Origin of the sequence: Paraburkholderia humisilvae (genome assembly GCF_902859855.1) — a bacterium.
Taxonomy (GTDB): domain Bacteria; phylum Pseudomonadota; class Gammaproteobacteria; order Burkholderiales; family Burkholderiaceae; genus Paraburkholderia; species Paraburkholderia humisilvae.
Window position 1 is genome coordinate 1 of the sequence record NZ_CADIKH010000040.1, and the last position, 19,443, is coordinate 19,443.

Here is a 19,443-nt window from a genome sequence, read left to right on the forward strand (position 1 = left end):
CTGATCAACGTTCAGGTTGGCGCGAACGTCGGTCAGTCGGTTACGCTCGACCTGAGCCAGGGCGTGTCGGCGGCTTCGCTCGGCACCGGCTTCGTGCAGTCGGGCGACACGTTCGGCGCAATCACGGGCCTGAACCTGACGGCGAATGGCGCGGAAAATACGACTGGCAAGGCGGGGGCGATCACGCAGATCAACATTCAGTCGAACGGCACGGGCGGCTTCACATTCACCGACCAGAATGGCAACGCGCTCTCGACGGCTGCATCGGCGGCTCTGTTCGCGGTCACGGTCACCAACGGTGTCTCGAAACTGTCGCTGAACGGGGCCACAGGGAATCCGCTCACGCCAGCTGGCGACCTCAACTCGATCAGCACCGCAGTCACCGCCGGCCGCACTACGGCGACCACCGGCCAGGTGTTCGGCGTGATTTCGGGCATCAACATCGACGGCGCGACGGGTAAGGATGCAGCGGCAGGTGCTACGAACACGATCACGTCGGTCGCAGTGGAATCGGACGGCAAGGGCGGGCTCAAGTTTGTCGACCAGCACGGCAACCAGCTGTCGTCGGCCGCGAGTGCCGGCCTATTCAGCGGTGGTAGCACCACCCCTCTCGCATTCGTTACGGTCCCGACCAGCGCAATCGGCAGCGCATCGACGGCCGCTCAACCGAACGGCACGATCCTGGCAAGCATCAACACGCTGAACACGCCCACGTCGGTGTCGCAGATCGACATCAGCACGACGCAAGGCGCGAACAACGCGATCGAATCGATCGACAACGCGCTGGCCACGGTCGCCAACATCCAGGCGGCGCTCGGCGCCGCGCAAAACCGCTTCACGGCAATTTCGCAGTCGCAGCAAAACGAGTCGACCAACCTGGCGAGCGCGCAGTCGCAAATCACGGACGCGGACTTCGCGCAGGAAACGGCGAACCTGAGCAAGGCGCAGGTGCTGCAACAGGCGGGTATCTCGGTGCTCGCACAAGCGAACTCGCTACCGCAGGCCGTGATAAGGCTGTTGCCGCAGTAAGTGCGGAGATCAACCGGTAGCAGACCAAGATCTGCTACCGGTTTGTAGAAAGATCGAACGATTTTCAGACGTCCGAAGCGCTTCGCGTGATGCGGGAGTTGGAGCGACGCGATCGCGTCGCCGAAGTGGTCAAGCCGCTGAAGTCACGTACTTGAGGGGCTTTGGGAAGGCTACGGGGCGCCCGGCAGCGCCCCTTCCACTACTACGCCGCTACTGCCACCTCCCGGACTCTGTCGTGGACGCTGCGTGGCGCCGCTTGCCGCTGCGAGTCCGCGAGATAGTCATAGGCGACGTGACCCATACCCAGCGTAAGATCCGCGAGAATATGCGCGCCCGACACGATTTCGAGCACCGGCAGGTCTTTCACGGGAGCGAGTGCGTGAGAGCACAACTCGAGCCCGACCGGACCGCTCCATGCGCCTTTGATCTCAACGTCCTCGCAACGGTACTCGACGAGCTCAAGCGCGCGCAGACTGCCATCGACGTGCGGAGAGATTTTTAGCAGAAACCCGGGTGCTTCAAGGGTGGCTTTCGCGGCGGACTTGTCCAGCGATTCGAACTTGTAGCCCATCGTCGCGGTCGCGACCAATACTTTGCCGTAGCGAAGTTCGCCGACGATCGTATCAGCATCGACGGTCAAGCACGGATGTCCCATCTTTTTAGGGAAGCCCCAGATCTCACGACCACCCGCCGTTGGTGCGTGGTCGTCGAGATACATCGAGTGCACATAGGCGCCGCGGCGCCCCTGGAAAGTGACCGGAATCACCTGACCGGATTCGGTGTAGTCGCCGAATCCCGACGAATCCGGCATCCGGATGAATTCATATTTGACGAGCGGATTCTCCATATCGACTTCGAGCGGTTCCGGAACGAGGTCGCGCAGCTTCTTCGGGTCCGTGCGGTACGTCACGATCAGGAATTCCCGATTGATGAAGCGATACGGGCCACGCGAATAGGTCGGGCTCGTCAACGGTATGGAATGCGCGTTGTTTTTCACATCGTTGATATTCATGGTGGGTCCTTTAAACCTGCTATTTGGGAAAACGGGCTCATCACCCCGCACAGGCCTTTTCCGGAAATCACTCCGTGCGAGCGGAGCAAGCATCGGCTGGCGCTGCGAGTGACGGACTACAACGTCTCCCACCATGTCTTATCGTTAAATGCTAACCAGAGACTCAAGTGATCTATTTCGAAAGGCGTGAAAGACCGTTTATCGAAAGGAAACGGACCGGAGTATAAGGACGACCGCGCACACGATTTGACAACAATTGTGAACTCTCACCGCTCGCGTATCGCGATGAAGCGCGAGGACAAAAAACAGCTCGGGAAAATCGGGGACTTCCCCGCATGGCTATCAGGATCTGCGCGACCGTCCGCGGATTCGAGTAACAAGATCGTCACGCATGACCAAGACGCGCCTTGACGATGCCATGCATTCCCGCTGCATCAATCGCGCTAACAACAGTCGCCGCGGGGAAATTTGACAATTCTCACCCTGTGAAGCACCGTTATTGCTAACGGCGAATTCTCGAATTCAGAATGAATAGTCGTTGCGGTCAACAATCCGAGTCTTCCTCGAGCGGCCGCGGATCGACGCTTTCGTGAGGTCGCTCCCGGTTTTACGCGATCGTCCCTTCGTGCTTTTTCGGGGCGCTTACGCGGCGAATCGTTCTGGCGGTACAAGGAGGTCACGTGGCGATCAGGCTGACAGTTCGTGAGGCATCCTGTTCCCGGCCGGTTCAGACTGCCAGGATAGCGTGGGGAAAGCTCGCGTGCGTGGCGCTGGTTGCGGCCACGTTCGCAGGCTATCTGCCGGAGAGCGCCGCAGCCGTGTCGATTCTGCGCCCGCCGCGCGAAGCGAGATCGGATGAACCGCTGGTCGTGACCATCGTGTACGCCGGGGACGCGCCTTCCGGCACATCGTTCGACGTGCCGCGCACATTGAACATTACGCTGACCAATGGCGAGGCGTTGCCCGAGACTGTGCTGCTCACCCGCGACTCGGGTGCGCCGGAACATCTGCGGCTCGGGGCCGGCGAAATGAAGGCGGTCAGCTATAGCGCGGCGTGGCCGAAATCGGCGCGCGGTGCGCTTAGAATCGATGTGCCCGGTGTCGACGTTTCGCCTTCGGTCGTGCTGCTGACGCGCGTGCCGGGCAATGCAGTGACGCCGGCCGCGACCGCAAGCGCCGCACCGCCTGTGGTTGCATCGGCACCGGGCGCCACAGCCGCAGCCGCATCGACAACGGCATCGGCAACTTCAGCCGCATCAGCAACCACAGCCGAACAACCGGCGCCGGGCAATGCGGCGCTCGCAGCGGCGATGCCCCCGTCGACCGTGCATCCCTCGAATGATTTGATTCCCGACCTCGGGAGCTTCCTCAGAGGCCGGATTTCCGCCTACGAACCCACGTTCTTCGCCGACGGGTGGGATTCACACGGTGACAATCTCGCGAGGTTCCAGGTCAGCTTCATGTTCCGCTTCGTACTGCCAGACGATCCACGTTCAAGAGGTTTCCTCGACAATCTCTATTTCGCGTATACGCAGATCTCGCTATGGGACCTCGGCAAGTATTCCGCGCCGTTTCGCGATACGAGCTATATGCCCGCGCTGTTCTACTATCTGCCGGACACGGGATGGAAAAGCAAATGGTTCACCAGGATGGGCCTGATGGCGGGCTACGAGCACGAGTCGAACGGACGTGACGGAGACGAGTCGCGCGGCATTGACATCCTGTTCGTGAAGCCGATCTGGGAATTCGGCGACATCACCGCCAACCATTTCAAGGTCGAACCGAAAGTCTACTGGTACGAGCATATCGCCGGGGAGAACTCGAATATTGCAGACTATCGCGGCTATGTGGATCTGAAGGTGACATACGGCAGCCCGGATGGCTGGCAGCTCGCGACGACACTGAGAAAGGGCACGAAATCGACTTACGGGAGCGTCGACACGCAGTTTACCTATCCGCTCGCCAAGCTGTTCAGCAGTGCATGGGGCGGCTATCTGTTTGTGCAGTACTTCAACGGTTATGGCGAAGACATTCTCGATTACAACCAGCATCGCTGGGTCGCGCGCGTCGGCTTCAGCGTAGCGCGCTGATCGTCCGGGGTGCCCGCGGCGTCCACCTATGCGCGCTTGTATTTGAGGAGCCACGCACTATACTTCGGCGGTTGGCAGTGGAACACCGAATCTTGCTAGAACGTACATTTCGACAGGCACACATGTAAGTTGGATATAACGAGTCATGTGCAGTTACGTTCGAATATGAAAAAACAGGCAATTTTTCCCATTGCAAGCTCAAGTCTTCTCGTGATAGCGGGAATTGTCTGCATTGTTTTTCCACTGGTGACCCGCTCTTTTATCGGCACGATTTTTATCGCGCGGGTGCTGCTATTCTGCGGCTTCGTGCATGCGTTGAATCTCTTTGCAACGAGCGGCTGGAAATTCGTCAGGCGGATTCCGCCGGTCGTTGTGCCGATTCTCATCGGCATCCTGATGCTGTCAAATGACAGCGCGCGTGCGCAAGGCCTGACCGTGATGCTGATGATATTTTTCGTGCTCGACGGTTTCTTCAAGGTCATCGCGGCGATCGAGCAGCAGATGACGATCAACATCATGGGCCTTGTCAGCGCAGGGCTGTCATTCCTGCTCGCTGTCTATCTTGCCGCGCACTTTCCGAGTGTGCCGGTGCCCCTGCTCGCATTGTTTCTCGGCCTGGATCTGATTTCGATGGGCATCGCGCTGCGTGCCGGACGAGAGCGTACGAGCAGCCGTGCCTGACGCGTGCGGAGCGCATCGCGACGCTGCGACCGGGACCATCAAAAGAGACGCACTGTCGACCGTGCTCTTATAGCGTCAAGGAAGTTTCCTCACGCAACCGATGGAGAGCATCCATGATTTTAACAAATGGCTTCACGTTTTCCGGCTTCATTATCGATGTCTTTTCGATATTCATGTTCATATTGTGGTTCTGGCTGTTCATCACGATAACGGGAGACCTGTTCACTCGCCACGATATTTCAGGATTTCTAAAAGTCATATGGGTTATTTTTCTTATCGTTCTGCCTTATATCGGCATATTCGCCTATATCCTGACGCAAGGCAGAAACATGGCGGTCCGCAACCAGGAGCGGGCGCAAAAGGCCCGCGAGGAATTGCGCCACGTCGTCGGCTACAGTGTCGCGGACGAAATCGAGAAGCTCGACCGTCTGAAATCGACAGGATCACTGACGGAAGATGAGTACAAGCGTCTGCGCGCCAAGCTCGTCGATTGAAAAACGCACAGACAGGGCGTCCGCCCACGCTAGAACGAGCGTGCCGGCAAGCTGGCAAATCAGCGCGGGCGGCGTCGATAGCGTGGCCGAACCGATGTGAGATTGACAGGCGTGCTGCTGGGTGCTCCCTCACGCCGGCCGTCGATCGCTGTCACACTGTTATCACTCAGCGCCCGGAACGATTTTCGCTATCTTCCAGTTGCTTGTACGAACAAGCACGTAATCGCCGTTGACCCCGAGCCATTGCTGACCGCGCGCCGGGGCATCGAGATTGTGGGACTTCCAGTCTTTCATGACGAAATTGTAGTGCCGGTATTTCGACGGGACCTGCTGGCCCTCCTTCCAGTCGCGATGCGGCATGGTCGGCATCACTTGCTGGCGACCGGTGCCCTGGCTTTGATCAGGAGCGGATGCGTCTTGCGCGAACGCGGAAGAGGTAACACCGACAAGGAGTGCAGCGATGGCAGAAAGAACGAGTTTGCTTTTCATAGTCCGATCTCCTGAGGCAAGAAGATAATTGACGTCGCACATAACGTATGGTTTCTTCGGCCGTGAAACTACCCGAAAAGCTGTGTATCCCGACTGCGTGAACGTGCCCTTAGGAATGGTGGAAATGGCTCGAAATTCAGTAAATTTAGATATGCAAATTGTGTGAATTGTACGAAGTCTGCGAATTGTCTATCAATAGTAGTAGAGGGAATGGCGACTTCAAGAAGTTTTACGATCGACCACAGGCGCATACGCGTGCGTCACGCGGTCCTTTTCTTTCAGGACCATTCACACGTCAGTTCCGCTCAGACTCCACACTTCCAAGCGCATTAGCATCTTCCCCCACGACCTTGATCGTCTTGCCTGCCGGCGATACCAGCACCTCGGGGTCCCACGATCCGTGACCACTCATCACACGATGCTGCGCGACCAGCAGCGAGCCCAGATATTTGCCCTTGTTCACGACAGAAAGCATGTTGCCATCGGTCACGTATCGCTGCGGGCCGCCTGCGGTGGATACCGCATGAACCGCTGCCGACGACGCCGAAGCGGCGGTCAGGAAATAAACGGTCGCACCATCCGGTGAAAAAATCGGCTGGTCGATATCGGCAAGCACCCGTTCCGGTTTTTCATTGCCCTGCGGCTTGCCTGTAACGAGTCGAATCGCCTTGTGATCCTTCAGGTGAATGACCCACAGATCCCTAACCGCGGGACTGTCGTGCGCCTCGTCGACACCGCGTGTAAGCCTGGTGAAGGCTATCGTGTCGCCGGTCGGCGACAGCGCCGGTGCATCGTCCGCGCCCGTTTCGGTTAGCGCTTCGGTGGCGCCGCCAGGGGCGGTGTAGACGATGTTGCCCTCCTGTACCGCAACGGCGCCGAGCGGCGCGGCAGCCCATGATGCACGGGATGCGAACGCGACACAGCAAAGCGCAGCGATCCCGGAAAACGCTGGTTTCATGAAGGATTTCCTGTCTGATAGGCGGATGGTGAATTGCCGAAATTTCGATATCGGCTTATATCGGCCGGAGCGCCGTTCGCCTTGAGGGTGACAGGTGATTTTGTGCGAGCGTTGCTGTTTTTTTATGAGCGGCGACCCGGCGCGCGCCGGATCGCCCCATCGCACAACCTGAGTTATTTGACCGGAAATTCCTTATGCCCGCCAAACCCAAACCGCATCGCTGAAAGCATCCGTTCAGGAAATGCCTCGATATCGCGCGACCGGAAACGCGTGTAAAGCGCGGCCGACAGCACCTGCGCCGGCACCGCTTCTTCGATCGCGGCCTCAATCGTCCAGCGCCCTTCCCCGCTATCGGCAACTTCAGTCGAGAAATGCTGGAGCGAGCTGTCCTGCGCGAGCGCGCCGGCCGTCAGATCGAGCAGCCACGACGACACCACGCTGCCGCGCCGCCATACCTCCGCGACATCCGCAAGGTCGATCCGGTATCGCTGGTCTTCCGGCAGTTCGGCCATGTCCTTATGCTCGAGGATATGAAACCCTTCCGCGTACGCCTGCATCAGCCCGTACTCGATGCCGTTGTGCACCATCTTCACGAAATGTCCTGAGCCAACCGGACCCACGTGCATATAGCCCTTCTCGACGCGCGGGTCACGGCCGTCGCGATCCGGCGTGGCCGGAATATCGCCGCGGCCCGGCGCCAGCACCGACAGAACCGGATCGATGCGCCGCACAACATCGTCTTCGCCGCCAATCATCATGCAATAGCCACGCTCGAGCCCCCAGATGCCGCCCGATGTCCCGACATCGACATAGTGCAAACCCTGCTCGCGCAACTGCGCGGCACGACGGATATCGTCCTTGTAGAACGTGTTGCCGCCGTCGATCACCACGTCATCCTTGCCAAGCAGCTTGCGCAAATCATCCAGCGTGTCCTCGGTGATCTTGCCGGCCGGCAGCATCAGCCAGACCACGCGCGGCGCCGTCAGCTTCGCGACCAGATCGCCCAGGTCCTTCGCGCCGGTCGCGCCTTCGTTCGCAAGCGCTTCGGTCGCCTGAGGATTGTGGTCGTAGACGACGCACTTATGCCCGCCGCGCATCAGTCGCCGTCCGATATTGCCGCCCATGCGTCCCAACCCTACGATTCCAATCTGCATGATGTGTCACTCCTTGCCGTTGGATTTCACTCGCTCGATCTGTTTCTTCGCTTCATCGTAGACGCGCTCCGGCGTAAAGCCGAATTTCGTTTTCAGCGCCTTCAACGGTGCGGACGCGCCGAACGTATGCATCACGATTTGCGAGCCGAGGCGGCCGACGTAGCGGTCCCATCCAAGCGTCGCGGCCTGTTCGACGGCGACGCGTGCATGCACATCAGGTGGCAGCACGGAGTCCTTGTACGCCTGGTCCTGATTTTCGAAGATGTCCCAGGATGGCATCGACACGACGCGCGCCGCAATGCCTTCGGCCTTCAGCTTCTCGTACGCCTCGACGCATAGCGACACCTCGCTGCCAGTCGCAAGCAGCAACACCTGCGGCTTCTTGCCGCCTTCCGTATCGGCCAGCACGTACGCACCACGCCGCACGCCTGCGGCCGGCGCATATTTCTTGCGGTCAAAGGTCGGCAGCGGCTGGCGCGTCAACACGATGCAGGCCGGATTGTGCGGCCGCGATAGCGCGACCCGCCATGCTTCGCCCACTTCGTTCGCATCGGCCGGACGCAGCGTCGTCAGCCCCGGTACGCCGCGCAGCGACGCGAGTTGCTCGATCGGCTGGTGGGTCGGTCCGTCCTCGCCGAGCCCGATCGAATCGTGCGTGAACACGTAGATGACCGGCACTTCCATGATCGCCGACAGGCGAATCGGCGGCTTCATATAGTCGCTGAAAATCAGGAACGTCGACCCATAGGGTCGCAGGCCCGATACCGCGAGCCCATTCGCGACCGCGCCCATCCCGTGCTCGCGTATGCCGAAGTGCAGGTTGCGGCCGGCGTAGCTGTCGTGTTCGAAACTGCCTGCTCCTTCGAACTTGAGATTTGTTTTAGTCGACGGTGAAAGATCGGCCGCACCGCCAATCAGCCAGGGAACGCGCTGTGCGATTGCGTTCAACACTTTGCCCGACGATTCGCGCGTTGCAATACCCTTTGGATCAGCCTCGAACGTCGGAATATCCGCATCCCAGTTATCGGGCAACTTCGATTCAAGCATCAGCGTCAATTCTTTCGCGAGCTCCGGGTACTGCTTGCCGTATGCGTCAAAGCGCTTCGTCCATTCGTTATGTGCGGTCTTGCCGCGTGCGCCCATGCCTTGCGCGAGATGCTGCATCACGCCATCGGGAACGAGGAATTGCGCATCTTCCGGCCAGCCGTATGCGCGCTTGGCGAGTTTGATTTCCTCCACGCCGAGCGGCTCGCCGTGCGCATCCGACGTGTCCTGCTTATGCGGTGCGCCCCAGCCGATAATGCTCCTGACCACGATCAGCGTCGGTCGGTCCGTGGTCGACTTGGCCCGTTCGAACGCGGCCTCCAATGCCGCGCCGTCGTTCGCGTCATCGACGTGCATCGTGTTCCAGTTGTAGCCGCGAAAGCGCGCTTCGACTTCGTCGCTATAGGCGAGATCCGTGTGGCCTTCAATCGTCACGCGGTTGCTGTCGTAGATCCACGTCAGGTTCGACAGCTTCAGATGCCCCGCGAGCGACGCGGCTTCATGCGAGATGCCCTCCATCATGTCGCCGTCGCCGCACAGCGCGTAGACGCGGTAATCGAATAGCTGCGCATCGGGCTTGTTGAAGTGCGCCTCCTTCCACCGCGCCGCCATCGCCATGCCAACGCTATTGCCGACCCCCTGGCCGAGCGGGCCCGTGGTCGTCTCAACGCCGGTGGTCATACCGTACTCGGGGTGGCCCGGCGTTTTGCTATCGAGCTGGCGAAACTGCCTGATGTCGTCGAGCGACACCGCGGGCTTGCCGGTTGGCTTGCCATGCGCATCAAGCTCTTTCACGTCATACAGGTGTAACAGTGAATAAAGCAGCATCGACGCGTGCCCGACCGATAGCACGAAGCGGTCGCGGTTCGGCCAGTCGGGTGCGCCAGGGTCGTAGCGGAGATGGTTCTGCCACAGATGAAAGACGACCGGGGCAAGCGCCATCGGTGTGCCCGGGTGACCGGAGTTGGCTTTCTGGACGGCGTCCATCGATAGCGTGCGGATGGTATTGATCGCGAGGCGGTCCAGATCGGATGCGGAGGACATAAGCGACGACTCCTTCTGAAGAGTGGAGTGCAATGCGGCACACCAGATGCCGCGGCGGGCAACCAGGTCGATTGAGCAAGTGTAGTGCCTTCGTGGCGGCACTGCAGTTCTCGTACGCTGCGGCAGTCTCCATGGTCTGTTTCACGAGACTGTCCGGGTTCATTTGGCGCGTGGTATTCGCACATGCTGCTAACATTAGCCGCTTGAATCTCGCATGGACGTCCGCATTAGCCTGTGCTGAAGGCTGAATGCGGACGGGAAAATAGGGACATCAACGGAAATGGAACGCGAATTCACCGAATCAACGCGTGCGCGAGCGGAACTACTATGCTTTCTCGTCGCGATTGCGGCGGCATCGTATGCGCTCACGCAGGAATGGCGCGTCGATCATGTCGTGCAGTGCTGCCGGCAGTGGCTCGTCAGGAATGAAACGAAATTGCACTGGCTCGAGCGCGTGCGCACAGGACAGCTCGCGTTGAAAATTGCCCAGCACGATCTGGAGAGCGCGGGGATCGCCGTGCGTCTGTCGAGTGTGTCCGCGCTCTTCACGGCCGATATGGAACTCAACGAAGCGAGCACGATGGTGCAAAGAATGATGACGCTGTGTCACGACGCGCTGTGAATCACGTAGTCACAATTACATAATCAGGTCTGGTTTCAGATCGGCTGGAAAGCTGACAAAAACCTTCGGGGTAGGCCATGTATAAGATTGCACTGCTTGCTGTAACGGTATCCGCTCTGCTGAGCGGCTGCGACCGCCGTGTTGAAGATATCAAGGACTGTATCGCGGGGAAAACACAAACCATGGATGTCGATCAAGCCGTGTCCGTCGTCAAGGCGGCAGGCTTCGAAGTCACGCGGCCGGATAGCATCGCGACGCCTGCGCCGTCGACACCGGCGTCCTCCTCGTCGCCCTCTGTGACGTCCGCCCATCCGCCGTTTTCACTGCTGTGCAACACGACCGTGCAAGGACAGCGCGTTTCGCAAAGTCTGACGGTCGACCTCGACGCGGATACGGTCAACGGCGCGCGAGCCGAAGTCTCGGACAATGAAATCAAATGGACGACGCAGTCACGCGACCGCACCGGCGCGGCTTTCGCCGGACAGGTCCACACCCTTAACCGACTGAACGGCGATTACCGTTTCTACGACGAAGGCGCGATGTATGCGGCGCCCGTGCCGACCTATCAATGTACGCTCGCCGCGAAGCGCCTGTTCTGACCTGGCGCGTTACCGGTCCGGCGACGCCATCGCGGTATTCAGGGTGAACACGAACGTGCCGCCCCTGCCCGCCCGATCGGCCAGCGAAATCGCACTGCCGTGCAAGTGAAGGATCTGTTGCACGATCAACAGACCGAGCCCGCCGACACGCTGCGCGCCGCCTACGTTGACCGGGCGCAGGAAAAGACTGTCGCGCAGTTCGGGCGGAATGCCCGGCCCCGTATCGCTGAACGTGACCGTCACCTTGTTGCTGCGGAACGCCAGTTCGACTTCGATCATGCCGCCTTCGGGCGTATGGCGAATCGCATTGTCGAGAAGATTCGTCAGCACCCGCTCAATCATGCCCAGGTCCGCATGAACGTCCGGCAGACGGGGGGGAATGTCCGCACGCAAACTGATCCGGCGCGCTTGCGCGGCGAGCTCGAATTTCTCGAATACGTCCTGCAACAGGTCCGCAAGCGAAAAGGCTTCCGGCGACAGTTGCGTTTGGCCATGCTCCAGCCGCGCGAGCTCGAACAGCGATTGCGCAAGCCGTCCGACTTTCGCGCTTTGTCCGAGCGCGATGCTCAGATAGCGGCGGCGTTCCGGCTCACGCAGCATGTCGAATTTCAGCGACAGCGCTTCGAGGTAACCGTGCAATGACGTGAGCGGCGTGCGCAGGTCATGCGAAATATTCGCGATCAGTTCGCGACGTTCCTGGTCGCGGTAAGTTAGCTCGCGCCATTGCTGAGCAATCCGGTTCGACATCTGCACGAACGCGCGCTCAAGTATCGCGATTTCATCGCGCGCATGGCTGGGTGGCAGTGACGACAATTTCGCCCTGGCGCCGATCTCGTCGCCCGCGTCGAAATCGCGCACCGCCTCGGTCAGGCGGCCGAGCGGACGCGTAATCAGGCGAAACGCGATCAATCCTGCAATCAGGCTGCACAGCGCGACGAACGTCATCGACCAGAGCGTCGTACGCAGTACCGAGTTTCCGCCGATGCGCGCCGCCCACTGGTCATGCGCTTCGCCGAGCAATACCACGTAGACATAGCCGGCTGTCGTGCCGTTCGCACCGGGCAGCGCCGCTGCGCTGAATACTTTACGACCAGCGTCGCTGCGCGGGTCGTCGCCGAGAATCGGCAGCGTGTCGCCGGTAAGGAAGCGGCGTATCGGCCGAACATCGACATGATTGCGCTTCACATGACCGGGTGGCGCATCGTCGCCCTTGACCTGGCCGTTGGCATCGAGCAGATAAACCTCGACGCTCGGGTTCACCGCCATCAACTGGCTAAACAGCGCACGCAGCATATCGGCGCGCGGCCCGTGCGCATCGATCAGCGGACCATTCTGTGCGATATGGGACGCGAGGTCGCGCGACACGCTCTGGATCACTTCCTGGTCGTGAAGATCGCTCGCGCGAATCTGCAACCAGGCCGATACGGCGCAGCTCGCGAGCAGCAGTGCGGAAAACACTAATGAAAGGCGCTGAGACAGGTTCACGTATTTATCCTCTCGTCCCGGATCAGCCGGCCGGACCGCTTCGCGCCGCCGTCACGGGGTGCGCGTCGAACCGGTAGCCGCGTCCCCACACAGTGACGATGCGCACCGGCTCGGTCGGGTCCGCCTCGATCTTCGCGCGTAATCTGTTGATATGCGTGTTGACCGTGTGCTCGTAACCTTCATGCCGGTATCCCCACACCGTGTTCAACAGATCCATCCGTGAGAACACTTTTCCCGGATGGCTCGCGAAGTGATAGAGCAAGTCGAACTCCCTCGGGGTCAGCTCCACGCGCCGGCCGTCGATGCTGACGTCGCGAGTCAACGGATCGATCGACAGTCCGAACGAAGTCAGAATGCCCGCCTGCGTGCGCCAATCCTTCGCCATCGCGTCGACCCGCCGCAGCAGCGCTTTCAGACGGGCAATCAGCTCGAGGACCGAAAAGGGCTTTGAAAGGTAATCGTCAGCGCCGAGCTCGAGTCCGATGATCCGATGCACCTCGCTCGAACGGGCGCTGATGATGATGATCGGCGTATAGCTCGTCATGGCCCGTGCGCGCTTGCAGATCTCGAGGCCATCGACGCCCGGCAGCATCAGATCGAGCACCAGCGCGTCCCAGCCCCCCTGCGACAGCAGGCGCAACCCATCGTCGCCGTTCGCGCAGTGCACGACTTCGTACTGCTCGTCACGCAGATGCAGACCGAGCACGTTGGCAATATCGACGTCGTCTTCGACGATCAGAACGCGCTTCGGCTGAACCATGTGAACCTTGAAAAGGCAGTGTCAGTCAACACATTGTGCAGCGTTTCAGGCGAGTCAGTTGTCACGATAAATTTAACTTTCCGTGAGGACTTCGACATCGGGCACCCGTTAATCTGATTGCGTGTTCGGAACGGGGCGGCAAGCGGGAATTCGACGCCATCCTTACTGTTCGGAGACTTGACATGAAATTCCGTAGAAGGATGGTGCTGGCCGGAGCCGGCGCGCTCGCGGCGCTCGCCGCGTTGACGCAGTGGCGTGCGCTGGCCGCAAGCATTTCAGGCACGCCCGATAGCGCGGATGCCGCCGTGCCGGACGAGCACTTCGAAGTGGTACATACCGAAGCACAATGGCGTGCGCTTCTGACGCCCGCGCAATTCGCGGTGCTACGTGAAGCGGCGACCGAGCGGCCGTACTCGAGTCCACTGAATGACGAACACCGTACGGGCCTGTTCGTCTGCGCGGGTTGCAACGCGAGCCTGTTCTCATCGCACACGAAGTTCGACAGTCATACCGGCTGGCCAAGCTTCTACGCACCGCTCGATCACGCAATTGCGACGCACACGGACCATTCCTTTCATATGACGCGCACGGAGGTTCATTGCAGCCGGTGCGGCGGCCATCTGGGTCACGTGTTCGACGACGGTCCGCAACCGACCGGCCTTCGCTATTGCATGAACGGTTTCGCAATGAAATTCATGCCTCAGGCGGGTTGAATTTTCCCGCTACCGTGTGCGCATATGAACATCATGGGTAAACGTTATGTTCATTTTTCTGAAAGTTAGCAATGGTGTCAAAAATTGCCGATTTGATTAGAGCGTAATTACCGGTTACATGTACTGCCAGTCATAACTGGTAGCGCATACAGCGTGGCAATGCGAACCCACATGAAAAGAGGTGCTGAACGGTTCGCATAAAGCCTCATTGGGAGCGAGCCTGATGCAGCGGACCTGCGTGCAGGACTACTGCAATCGGATTGGCTCCTGGTTAAGATCGGCGACCGTACCCACTACGGTACGCCCAGTCCAACTCAATGGAGAGATGTCCATGTCTGCAAAGAAGACTGCTGTTAGTTCCGCCCTGCTCGCAAGCGCAGTGGCCACGCTGCTCGCAACGGCCGCGCAAGCTGCGCCGCTCACCAAGGCGGAAGTCAGTGCGGCAGTCGCCGCTCACAAGGAGAAGTGCTTTGGCGTTGCACTGAAAGGACAGAACGACTGCGCGGCCGGCCCCGGTACGACCTGTCAGGGCACGTCGACGATGGACTTCCAGGGTAACTCGTGGAAGTTCGTTCAGGGCGGCACATGCACGAACATCACGGTGCCAGGCGGCGGCCACGGCTCGCTCACGCCGATCAGCTCCTGATCAGACGTGTCAGGAACGGGGACTATGATGCGCGATTTCACCGGTTTCAGTGTGGCTTTCACCGCGACAAGCGCTGGCATGCGTCCCCGTCGCACGGCATCGGAAATAGCGGGATGCGTCGGCACCAGCTTCAAGCACGAGCATCTCGCCGCCATTCTGGCCGACGGCGTCAAGGATGGCTTTTTCGAAGTCCATGCGGAGAATTACATGGGCGCCGGTGGGCCGCCGCATCGCGCACTGGCGGCGATCCGCGAGTCGTATCCGTTGTCGATTCACGGCGTCTGTATGTCGATTGGCGGCACTGAGCCTTTGAACCGCCCCCACCTCGCGCGCTTTCGCGAGCTCGTCGCCCGCTATGAGCCGGCGCTCGTGTCCGAGCATCTTGCATGGTCCACGCACAGCGGAGCCTTCTTTAACGACCTGCTTCCGTTGCCGTACACCGACGACACGCTTGCGCGCGTGTGCCGGCACATCGACGAGGTGCAACTGGCGATTGCGCGTCCCATCCTGCTTGAAAATCCGTCGACCTATGTTTCCTTCTCGTCATCGACGATGAGTGAAGCCGAATTCATCACGGCAGTCGTGCGTCGCACCGGTTGCAGACTGCTGCTCGACGTCAACAACGTGTTCGTATCGGCGACGAATCACGGCTATTCCGCTTCGGCCTACCTCGATGCATTCCCGCTTGGCAGCGTCGACGAGATCCATCTGGCGGGGTACACCGAACAACGCGACGACGAAGACGCGCCATTGTTGATCGACAGTCACGACGGCGCCGTTGCCGACCCGGTATGGGCGCTTTATGAAAACGTCATCGAACGGATCGGACCGACCGCGACGCTAGTCGAGTGGGACAGCAAGCTGCCTGGCTGGCCCGTGCTACGCGCGCAGGCACTGGCTGCAAGGGAACGCATGGAAGCGCATCGGATGCCGGTTACGGACGGACCTCGGCGATGAAACCTGACAGCTGTCGGACTACGCCTGCAACGGGCTATGCGGCGGCATTCGCGCGGGGCTTGACGGACCCTTCAGTGCAAGCGCCAGCGGACCTGTCCGCGGCGGCGGGAAAAGGCGTGGTGAAGCGCTACAACGTGTATCGCAACAATGTGACGGTGGGCCTGATCGACGCGCTGGCCGCGATCTATCCGGCTGTGCTGCGCATAACCGGCAGTGATTTTTTCAGGGCAATGGCCCGCTTCCATATCCGGGCGACGCCGCCGGTGTCGCCGTTGCTATTCGAATACGGCCGCGACTTTCCGGACTTTATCGAGTCGTACGAGTACGCGCGGCCCATGCCCTGGCTGGCCGATACCGCACGCATCGAACGCGCGTGGCTGGACGCGTATCACGCGGCCGATCTGCCGGTCTTGCCCGCACGAATATTTGCAGGCATCGCGCCGGCACAACTGGCAGCGTTGCGCTTCACGCCGCATCCGGCGACACGCATTGTCCGGTCTGCGTATTCGGCCGTCGCGATCTTTGCGATGAACCGGCGTGACGGCCCGGTCGAACCGCTTCGTTCGAGCGACCGCGAAGACGCGCTGGTGACCCGACCGGAGCACGACGTGATCGTGTCGCGCTTGCCGGACGGCGGCGCGGCCTTCCTGAGCGCGTTGCTCGCCGGTGCGCCATTGGGCGCCGCGGTCGCCGCGGCGTTCGACGAATCGCGTTGTTTCGATCTCCCGATCAATCTGGCGGGAATGATCGAGTCAGGCGCATTCACCGCCCTTCAACCTGGAGATTGAGAACGATGTCCGACCTGCAAAACGTTAAACCTGCATTCGCCGCACGTGTGGCAACGACAATCGGCCAGGCGAGCGGGCTCGTTCAAAAACTGGCGACGCCGTGGCTCACGCAACTGGTATTGCGCATTGCGTTAGCCGTGCCGTTCTGGAAGTCAGGCATCCTTAAATGGCAAGGCTTCCTTCAGTTAAACGATACGGCAATCGACCTCTTCACCGACGAATTCAAATTGCATCTGCCGGGCGGCCCCTACCCGTTCCCGGCACCCGCTGTAATCGCATTTCTGTCGGCGTGCGGCGAGGTGGGTTTCCCGGTGTTGCTGGTGTTCGGCTTCGGCACCCGCTTTGCGGCGCTCGGACTGCTGCTGATGACCTGCATCATCGAACTGACCGTACCGGAAGGTTGGCCGATTCACATCACCTGGGCGGCGATGGCGCTAGGGATCGCGGCGTGGGGGCCAGGCGCGATTTCGATTGACCATCTGCTGTCGCGCGCGACAAACCGGTTGTGAACACGATGCGCGGACGGACCGCTCAATCCGCGCTGACTAGTGCCGATGCCGGTGATGAACGTCCGGAAAATGCGCATGCGAATGCGTGATTGGCGGATGGACATGCGCATGGGTATGCGGTTGGTCGCCGGAATACGGAAAGTCGTGCTCGTGCTGATGATGTTCGTCATGTACGTGCCGGTGCGTGTGTTCTATCCATTCATGCATGTGTTCGTGCTCGTGGCGCTCACGGATGTGCAATACGATGCCGATCGTCATCAGTACCGCGGCCACCCAGAAGGCCACCGTCGGCCATTCCGGCCATAGCAGGAATGCCAGCACGACGCCAAACAGCGGCGCGGCGGAGAAATAGGCGCCCGTGCGTGCGGTGCCGAGGTGCCGCAGTGCGACCACAAACAGCACGAGACTCACGCCATAGCCGGCAAGCCCGGTCAGCATCGCGGCGCCGAGTGTGCCGACAGCGGGCCACGACGCACCGCTCGCGAAGGCAATTGCAAGGTTCACCGGACCAGCGCACAGTCCTTTCAGGCACGCGATGACCATCGCATCGTTGGTCGCGACCTTGCGCGTCAGGTTATTGTCGATCGCCCAGCACGCGCACGCGCCGACAATCAGCAGCGCGCCGAGCGGCAGGTCGGCGTCGCCGGGATGCCATGACAGCACGACGCCCGCCGCGACAATCGCGACCATGCCGAGAAACAGCTGTACGTCGACGTTCTCGCGGAACGCTATCCAGGCGATCACCGCCGTCAAGACGCCTTCAAGATTGAGTAGCAGCGACGTGGTCGCCGCGGGCGTGCTCGACAGCCCGAGCATCAGCAGCGCGGGCCCTCCAACGCCGCCGGCGACGATCGCGCCGATCAGCCACGGCCACTCGGCACGGCTGATCCGATGCTGGCCGCTCGCGCCAGACGGTGCGCGCAGCCGCCTGATGACAAGCGCCGCGCCGAGTCCGATCCCGCTGCCAAGGTAAAACAGCCCGGCAACCATGAAAGGCGGCATCGCGCCAAGCAGCGCCTTGGCAACCGGAGTGGTCGCGCCGAACAGCGCGGCCGCGGCAAGCGCGGTCGATATCGCGCCGAATCTCGAGTTCATCACGGGGGGCGTTCGGGCAACTTGCGTTCAAAGCCACAGTGTATCGGCCACTGCCCCACAGTTTCCCAACAACCTGCCTTACGCAATGGTGGAATATCGACATGGGCAGAGCGGCACTTAGCAATCGGTCTTGCTGCGCGACGCACGGTGCAGTGCAAAATCGCGCGGCGTCATGCCATGGTGAGCCTTGAATACGCGGCTGAAGTGCGCGGCGCTCAGAAAGCCGCATCGCTCGGCGACCTCGCGAATCATCAGGTCCGGCGTATCCGAGAGCAGTCGGCCCGCGTGTGCGATGCGCAGCGCGTACGCATAGCGCATCGCCGATAGGCCCTCCGCCTTGAGCGCACGCGACAGGCGGCTCGTCGAGACATTGATCGCGGCCGCTACCGCCGACACATCGAGCGATGCATCGCCGATACGCCGCGCGATCGCCTGTTTGGCGAGTAACACGATCGTTGGACCGGAACGTCGGCTAGCCCCTAGGCCGTGCTTGCCGACAATCACGTCCATCAGATCGAGACACTGCGCGCTCATGCGCGCGAGCAGCGAGTCGCTTGCCTGACCCATGTGTCCTGTCAGGTTCAGCACGAACTCCCGGACCGCGGTGACGTCTGCGCCCATCGGTACGGGTTCAAACGCGCGATGAACGCGAGAGGCGAAGCCGCGATCGTGCAGCGACGACTTCGGCATGCGCACGAGCGACAATTGCGTCGGCTCGCGAAACGATTCGATGAAATGGAACGACGGGTCCGTCAGAATCAGGTCGCCCGCGTGCGCCTGCAGCGCATCGCCCTTCCGTTCGATCGACATGCTGCCCGACCGGATGATCAACAGCCGTATCTCCTCGCCTGCCCCGTGCCCAGCGCTATGCAAAATCGGCGAGATGGTCTGTCCGGCCAGTTCGAAACGGCCGATCAGCACCTCGCCCACGCGCCGATGCGCGGCCGTCGATTGGCCGGAAGACGACGAACTGAACCGGCAGGACAAACCGATCTTCGACATCTCGTCGATCCAGCCGCCCCGGTCGACGGGCGTGCCACACCATCTGTGTTGCCGAACCTGTAAGTCCACTGCAATGTCTCCTTTTCACCTTCTCCGACGGTGCGGACTGCCCGGTGCGATCGCGTGTTGCGTAGTGCAGACGAATCAGGGGCGTCATGTTGAAAATGGCAATCTTCACGTTTGACTAAGCATTCTTAACATTACAGAACGCCATCATCTGCGAATGGGTAGCAAGCCATGTTAAATATCGACGCGTTCGATGAACAGCCGGC

20 protein-coding genes are annotated in these 19,443 nt (G+C 60.6%); 11 read left to right on the top strand and 9 right to left on the bottom strand.

Translation table 11 applies throughout. From position 1 onward, the window contains the following. Window positions 1-1,029, top strand: a 1,029-nt coding sequence (locus HV796_RS29715; RefSeq protein WP_175230762.1) for a flagellin, incomplete at its 5' end; no start/stop codon positions are given. 202 nt (window positions 1,030-1,231) lie between these two features. On the opposite strand, the gene HV796_RS29720 is transcribed toward HV796_RS29715, so the two are convergent. Beyond that, window positions 1,232-2,041, bottom strand: coding sequence for an acetoacetate decarboxylase (locus tag HV796_RS29720; protein WP_175230765.1), 810 nt, complete (start codon window positions 2,039-2,041; stop codon window positions 1,232-1,234). A gap of 680 nt (window positions 2,042-2,721) precedes the next feature. Between HV796_RS29720 and HV796_RS29725 the strand changes: the two genes are divergently transcribed. The 3 genes from HV796_RS29725 (at window position 2,722) to HV796_RS29735 (ending at window position 5,306) form a co-directional block, all read left to right on the top strand. Further along, entirely contained in the window at window positions 2,722-4,131 is a 1,410-nt protein-coding gene (locus HV796_RS29725) for a phospholipase A (RefSeq protein WP_175230768.1), read from the top strand. A 165-nt stretch (window positions 4,132-4,296) separates the two neighbouring features. Next, complete coding sequence (locus tag HV796_RS29730; RefSeq protein ID WP_175230771.1) at window positions 4,297-4,812, top strand: DUF308 domain-containing protein; 516 nt, start codon at window positions 4,297-4,299, stop codon at window positions 4,810-4,812. Window positions 4,813-4,925: 113 nt separating this feature from the next. Next, window positions 4,926-5,306, top strand: coding sequence for an SHOCT domain-containing protein (locus HV796_RS29735; protein WP_175230774.1), 381 nt, complete (start codon window positions 4,926-4,928; stop codon window positions 5,304-5,306). Between the two features lie 162 nt (window positions 5,307-5,468). Here the strand turns inward: HV796_RS29735 and HV796_RS29740 are convergent, their stop codons facing one another. From HV796_RS29740 to tkt, 4 genes are all read right to left on the bottom strand, one after another. Continuing rightward, window positions 5,469-5,795 (bottom strand): RcnB family protein, encoded by a 327-nt coding sequence (locus HV796_RS29740; protein ID WP_175230777.1) that lies wholly within the window; start codon window positions 5,793-5,795, stop codon window positions 5,469-5,471. A 295-nt stretch (window positions 5,796-6,090) separates the two neighbouring features. Continuing rightward, window positions 6,091-6,753 (bottom strand): PD40 domain-containing protein, encoded by a 663-nt coding sequence (locus tag HV796_RS29745; RefSeq protein ID WP_175230780.1) that lies wholly within the window; start codon window positions 6,751-6,753, stop codon window positions 6,091-6,093. A 173-nt stretch (window positions 6,754-6,926) separates the two neighbouring features. After that, entirely contained in the window at window positions 6,927-7,907 is a 981-nt protein-coding gene (gnd, locus tag HV796_RS29750; RefSeq protein ID WP_175230783.1) for a phosphogluconate dehydrogenase (NAD(+)-dependent, decarboxylating), read from the bottom strand. Window positions 7,908-7,913: 6 nt separating this feature from the next. After that, window positions 7,914-9,995, bottom strand: coding sequence for a transketolase (gene tkt / locus HV796_RS29755; RefSeq protein WP_175230786.1), 2,082 nt, complete (start codon window positions 9,993-9,995; stop codon window positions 7,914-7,916). A gap of 280 nt (window positions 9,996-10,275) precedes the next feature. On the opposite strand from tkt, the gene HV796_RS29760 reads away from it, so the two are divergent. Beyond that, a complete protein-coding gene (locus tag HV796_RS29760) occupies window positions 10,276-10,617 on the top strand; it encodes a hypothetical protein (RefSeq protein ID WP_175230789.1) in 342 nt (113 codons plus the stop codon). Window positions 10,618-10,694: 77 nt separating this feature from the next. Beyond that, entirely contained in the window at window positions 10,695-11,216 is a 522-nt protein-coding gene (locus tag HV796_RS29765) for a hypothetical protein (protein ID WP_175230793.1), read from the top strand. A gap of 9 nt (window positions 11,217-11,225) precedes the next feature. Here HV796_RS29765 and HV796_RS29770 read toward each other — a convergent pair whose 3' ends face one another. Together HV796_RS29770 and HV796_RS29775 are read right to left on the bottom strand one after the other, a co-directional pair. Next, window positions 11,226-12,701, bottom strand: coding sequence for a sensor histidine kinase (locus HV796_RS29770; RefSeq protein ID WP_175230797.1), 1,476 nt, complete (start codon window positions 12,699-12,701; stop codon window positions 11,226-11,228). A gap of 22 nt (window positions 12,702-12,723) precedes the next feature. Beyond that, the gene (locus HV796_RS29775; protein ID WP_175230800.1) at window positions 12,724-13,461 is read right to left on the bottom strand and encodes a response regulator transcription factor; all 738 of its coding nucleotides are present in this window, start codon (window positions 13,459-13,461) and stop codon (window positions 12,724-12,726) included. Between the two features lie 182 nt (window positions 13,462-13,643). Between HV796_RS29775 and msrB the strand changes: the two genes are divergently transcribed. The 5 genes from msrB to HV796_RS29800 all read left to right on the top strand — a co-directional run bounded on the left by msrB (window position 13,644) and on the right by HV796_RS29800 (window position 17,074). After that, window positions 13,644-14,174 (top strand): peptide-methionine (R)-S-oxide reductase MsrB, encoded by a 531-nt coding sequence (msrB, locus tag HV796_RS29780; protein ID WP_175230803.1) that lies wholly within the window; start codon window positions 13,644-13,646, stop codon window positions 14,172-14,174. Between the two features lie 331 nt (window positions 14,175-14,505). After that, complete coding sequence (locus HV796_RS29785) at window positions 14,506-14,820, top strand: BufA1 family periplasmic bufferin-type metallophore (protein ID WP_175230806.1); 315 nt, start codon at window positions 14,506-14,508, stop codon at window positions 14,818-14,820. A gap of 78 nt (window positions 14,821-14,898) precedes the next feature. Then, window positions 14,899-15,777 (top strand): MNIO family bufferin maturase, encoded by an 879-nt coding sequence (bufB, locus tag HV796_RS29790; protein ID WP_175230808.1) that lies wholly within the window; start codon window positions 14,899-14,901, stop codon window positions 15,775-15,777. Further along, entirely contained in the window at window positions 15,774-16,565 is a 792-nt protein-coding gene (locus HV796_RS29795; RefSeq protein WP_175230811.1) for an HvfC/BufC N-terminal domain-containing protein, read from the top strand. Before bufB ends, HV796_RS29795 begins: the two co-directional genes overlap by 4 nt. Before the next feature lie 5 nt (window positions 16,566-16,570). Further along, on the top strand, window positions 16,571-17,074 hold the full coding sequence (locus tag HV796_RS29800) for a DoxX family protein (protein ID WP_175230814.1): 504 nt from the start codon (window positions 16,571-16,573) through the stop codon (window positions 17,072-17,074). A 36-nt stretch (window positions 17,075-17,110) separates the two neighbouring features. On the opposite strand, the gene HV796_RS29805 is transcribed toward HV796_RS29800, so the two are convergent. Beyond that, window positions 17,111-18,169: a DMT family transporter gene (locus HV796_RS29805; protein ID WP_175230817.1), complete on the bottom strand. Its 1,059-nt coding sequence runs from the start codon at window positions 18,167-18,169 to the stop codon at window positions 17,111-17,113. Window positions 18,170-18,286: 117 nt separating this feature from the next. Further along, entirely contained in the window at window positions 18,287-19,240 is a 954-nt protein-coding gene (locus tag HV796_RS29810; RefSeq protein WP_175230822.1) for a helix-turn-helix transcriptional regulator, read from the bottom strand. Window positions 19,241-19,443 lie beyond the last annotated feature (203 nt).

Coding starts and splice junctions, on each gene's coding strand:
- HV796_RS29720 (WP_175230765.1), bottom strand. CDS start 2,041: ATGAATATCAACGATGTGAAAAACAACGCGCATTCCATACCGTTGACG.
- HV796_RS29730 (WP_175230771.1), top strand. CDS start 4,297: ATGAAAAAACAGGCAATTTTTCCCATTGCAAGCTCAAGTCTTCTCGTG.
- HV796_RS29735 (WP_175230774.1), top strand. CDS start 4,926: ATGATTTTAACAAATGGCTTCACGTTTTCCGGCTTCATTATCGATGTC.
- HV796_RS29740 (WP_175230777.1), bottom strand. CDS start 5,795: ATGAAAAGCAAACTCGTTCTTTCTGCCATCGCTGCACTCCTTGTCGGT.
- HV796_RS29745 (WP_175230780.1), bottom strand. CDS start 6,753: ATGAAACCAGCGTTTTCCGGGATCGCTGCGCTTTGCTGTGTCGCGTTC.
- gnd (WP_175230783.1), bottom strand. CDS start 7,907: ATGCAGATTGGAATCGTAGGGTTGGGACGCATGGGCGGCAATATCGGA.
- tkt (WP_175230786.1), bottom strand. CDS start 9,995: ATGTCCTCCGCATCCGATCTGGACCGCCTCGCGATCAATACCATCCGC.
- HV796_RS29760 (WP_175230789.1), top strand. CDS start 10,276: ATGGAACGCGAATTCACCGAATCAACGCGTGCGCGAGCGGAACTACTA.
- HV796_RS29765 (WP_175230793.1), top strand. CDS start 10,695: ATGTATAAGATTGCACTGCTTGCTGTAACGGTATCCGCTCTGCTGAGC.
- HV796_RS29775 (WP_175230800.1), bottom strand. CDS start 13,461: ATGGTTCAGCCGAAGCGCGTTCTGATCGTCGAAGACGACGTCGATATT.
- msrB (WP_175230803.1), top strand. CDS start 13,644: ATGAAATTCCGTAGAAGGATGGTGCTGGCCGGAGCCGGCGCGCTCGCG.
- HV796_RS29785 (WP_175230806.1), top strand. CDS start 14,506: ATGTCTGCAAAGAAGACTGCTGTTAGTTCCGCCCTGCTCGCAAGCGCA.
- bufB (WP_175230808.1), top strand. CDS start 14,899: ATGCGTCCCCGTCGCACGGCATCGGAAATAGCGGGATGCGTCGGCACC.
- HV796_RS29795 (WP_175230811.1), top strand. CDS start 15,774: ATGAAACCTGACAGCTGTCGGACTACGCCTGCAACGGGCTATGCGGCG.
- HV796_RS29800 (WP_175230814.1), top strand. CDS start 16,571: ATGTCCGACCTGCAAAACGTTAAACCTGCATTCGCCGCACGTGTGGCA.
- HV796_RS29805 (WP_175230817.1), bottom strand. CDS start 18,169: ATGAACTCGAGATTCGGCGCGATATCGACCGCGCTTGCCGCGGCCGCG.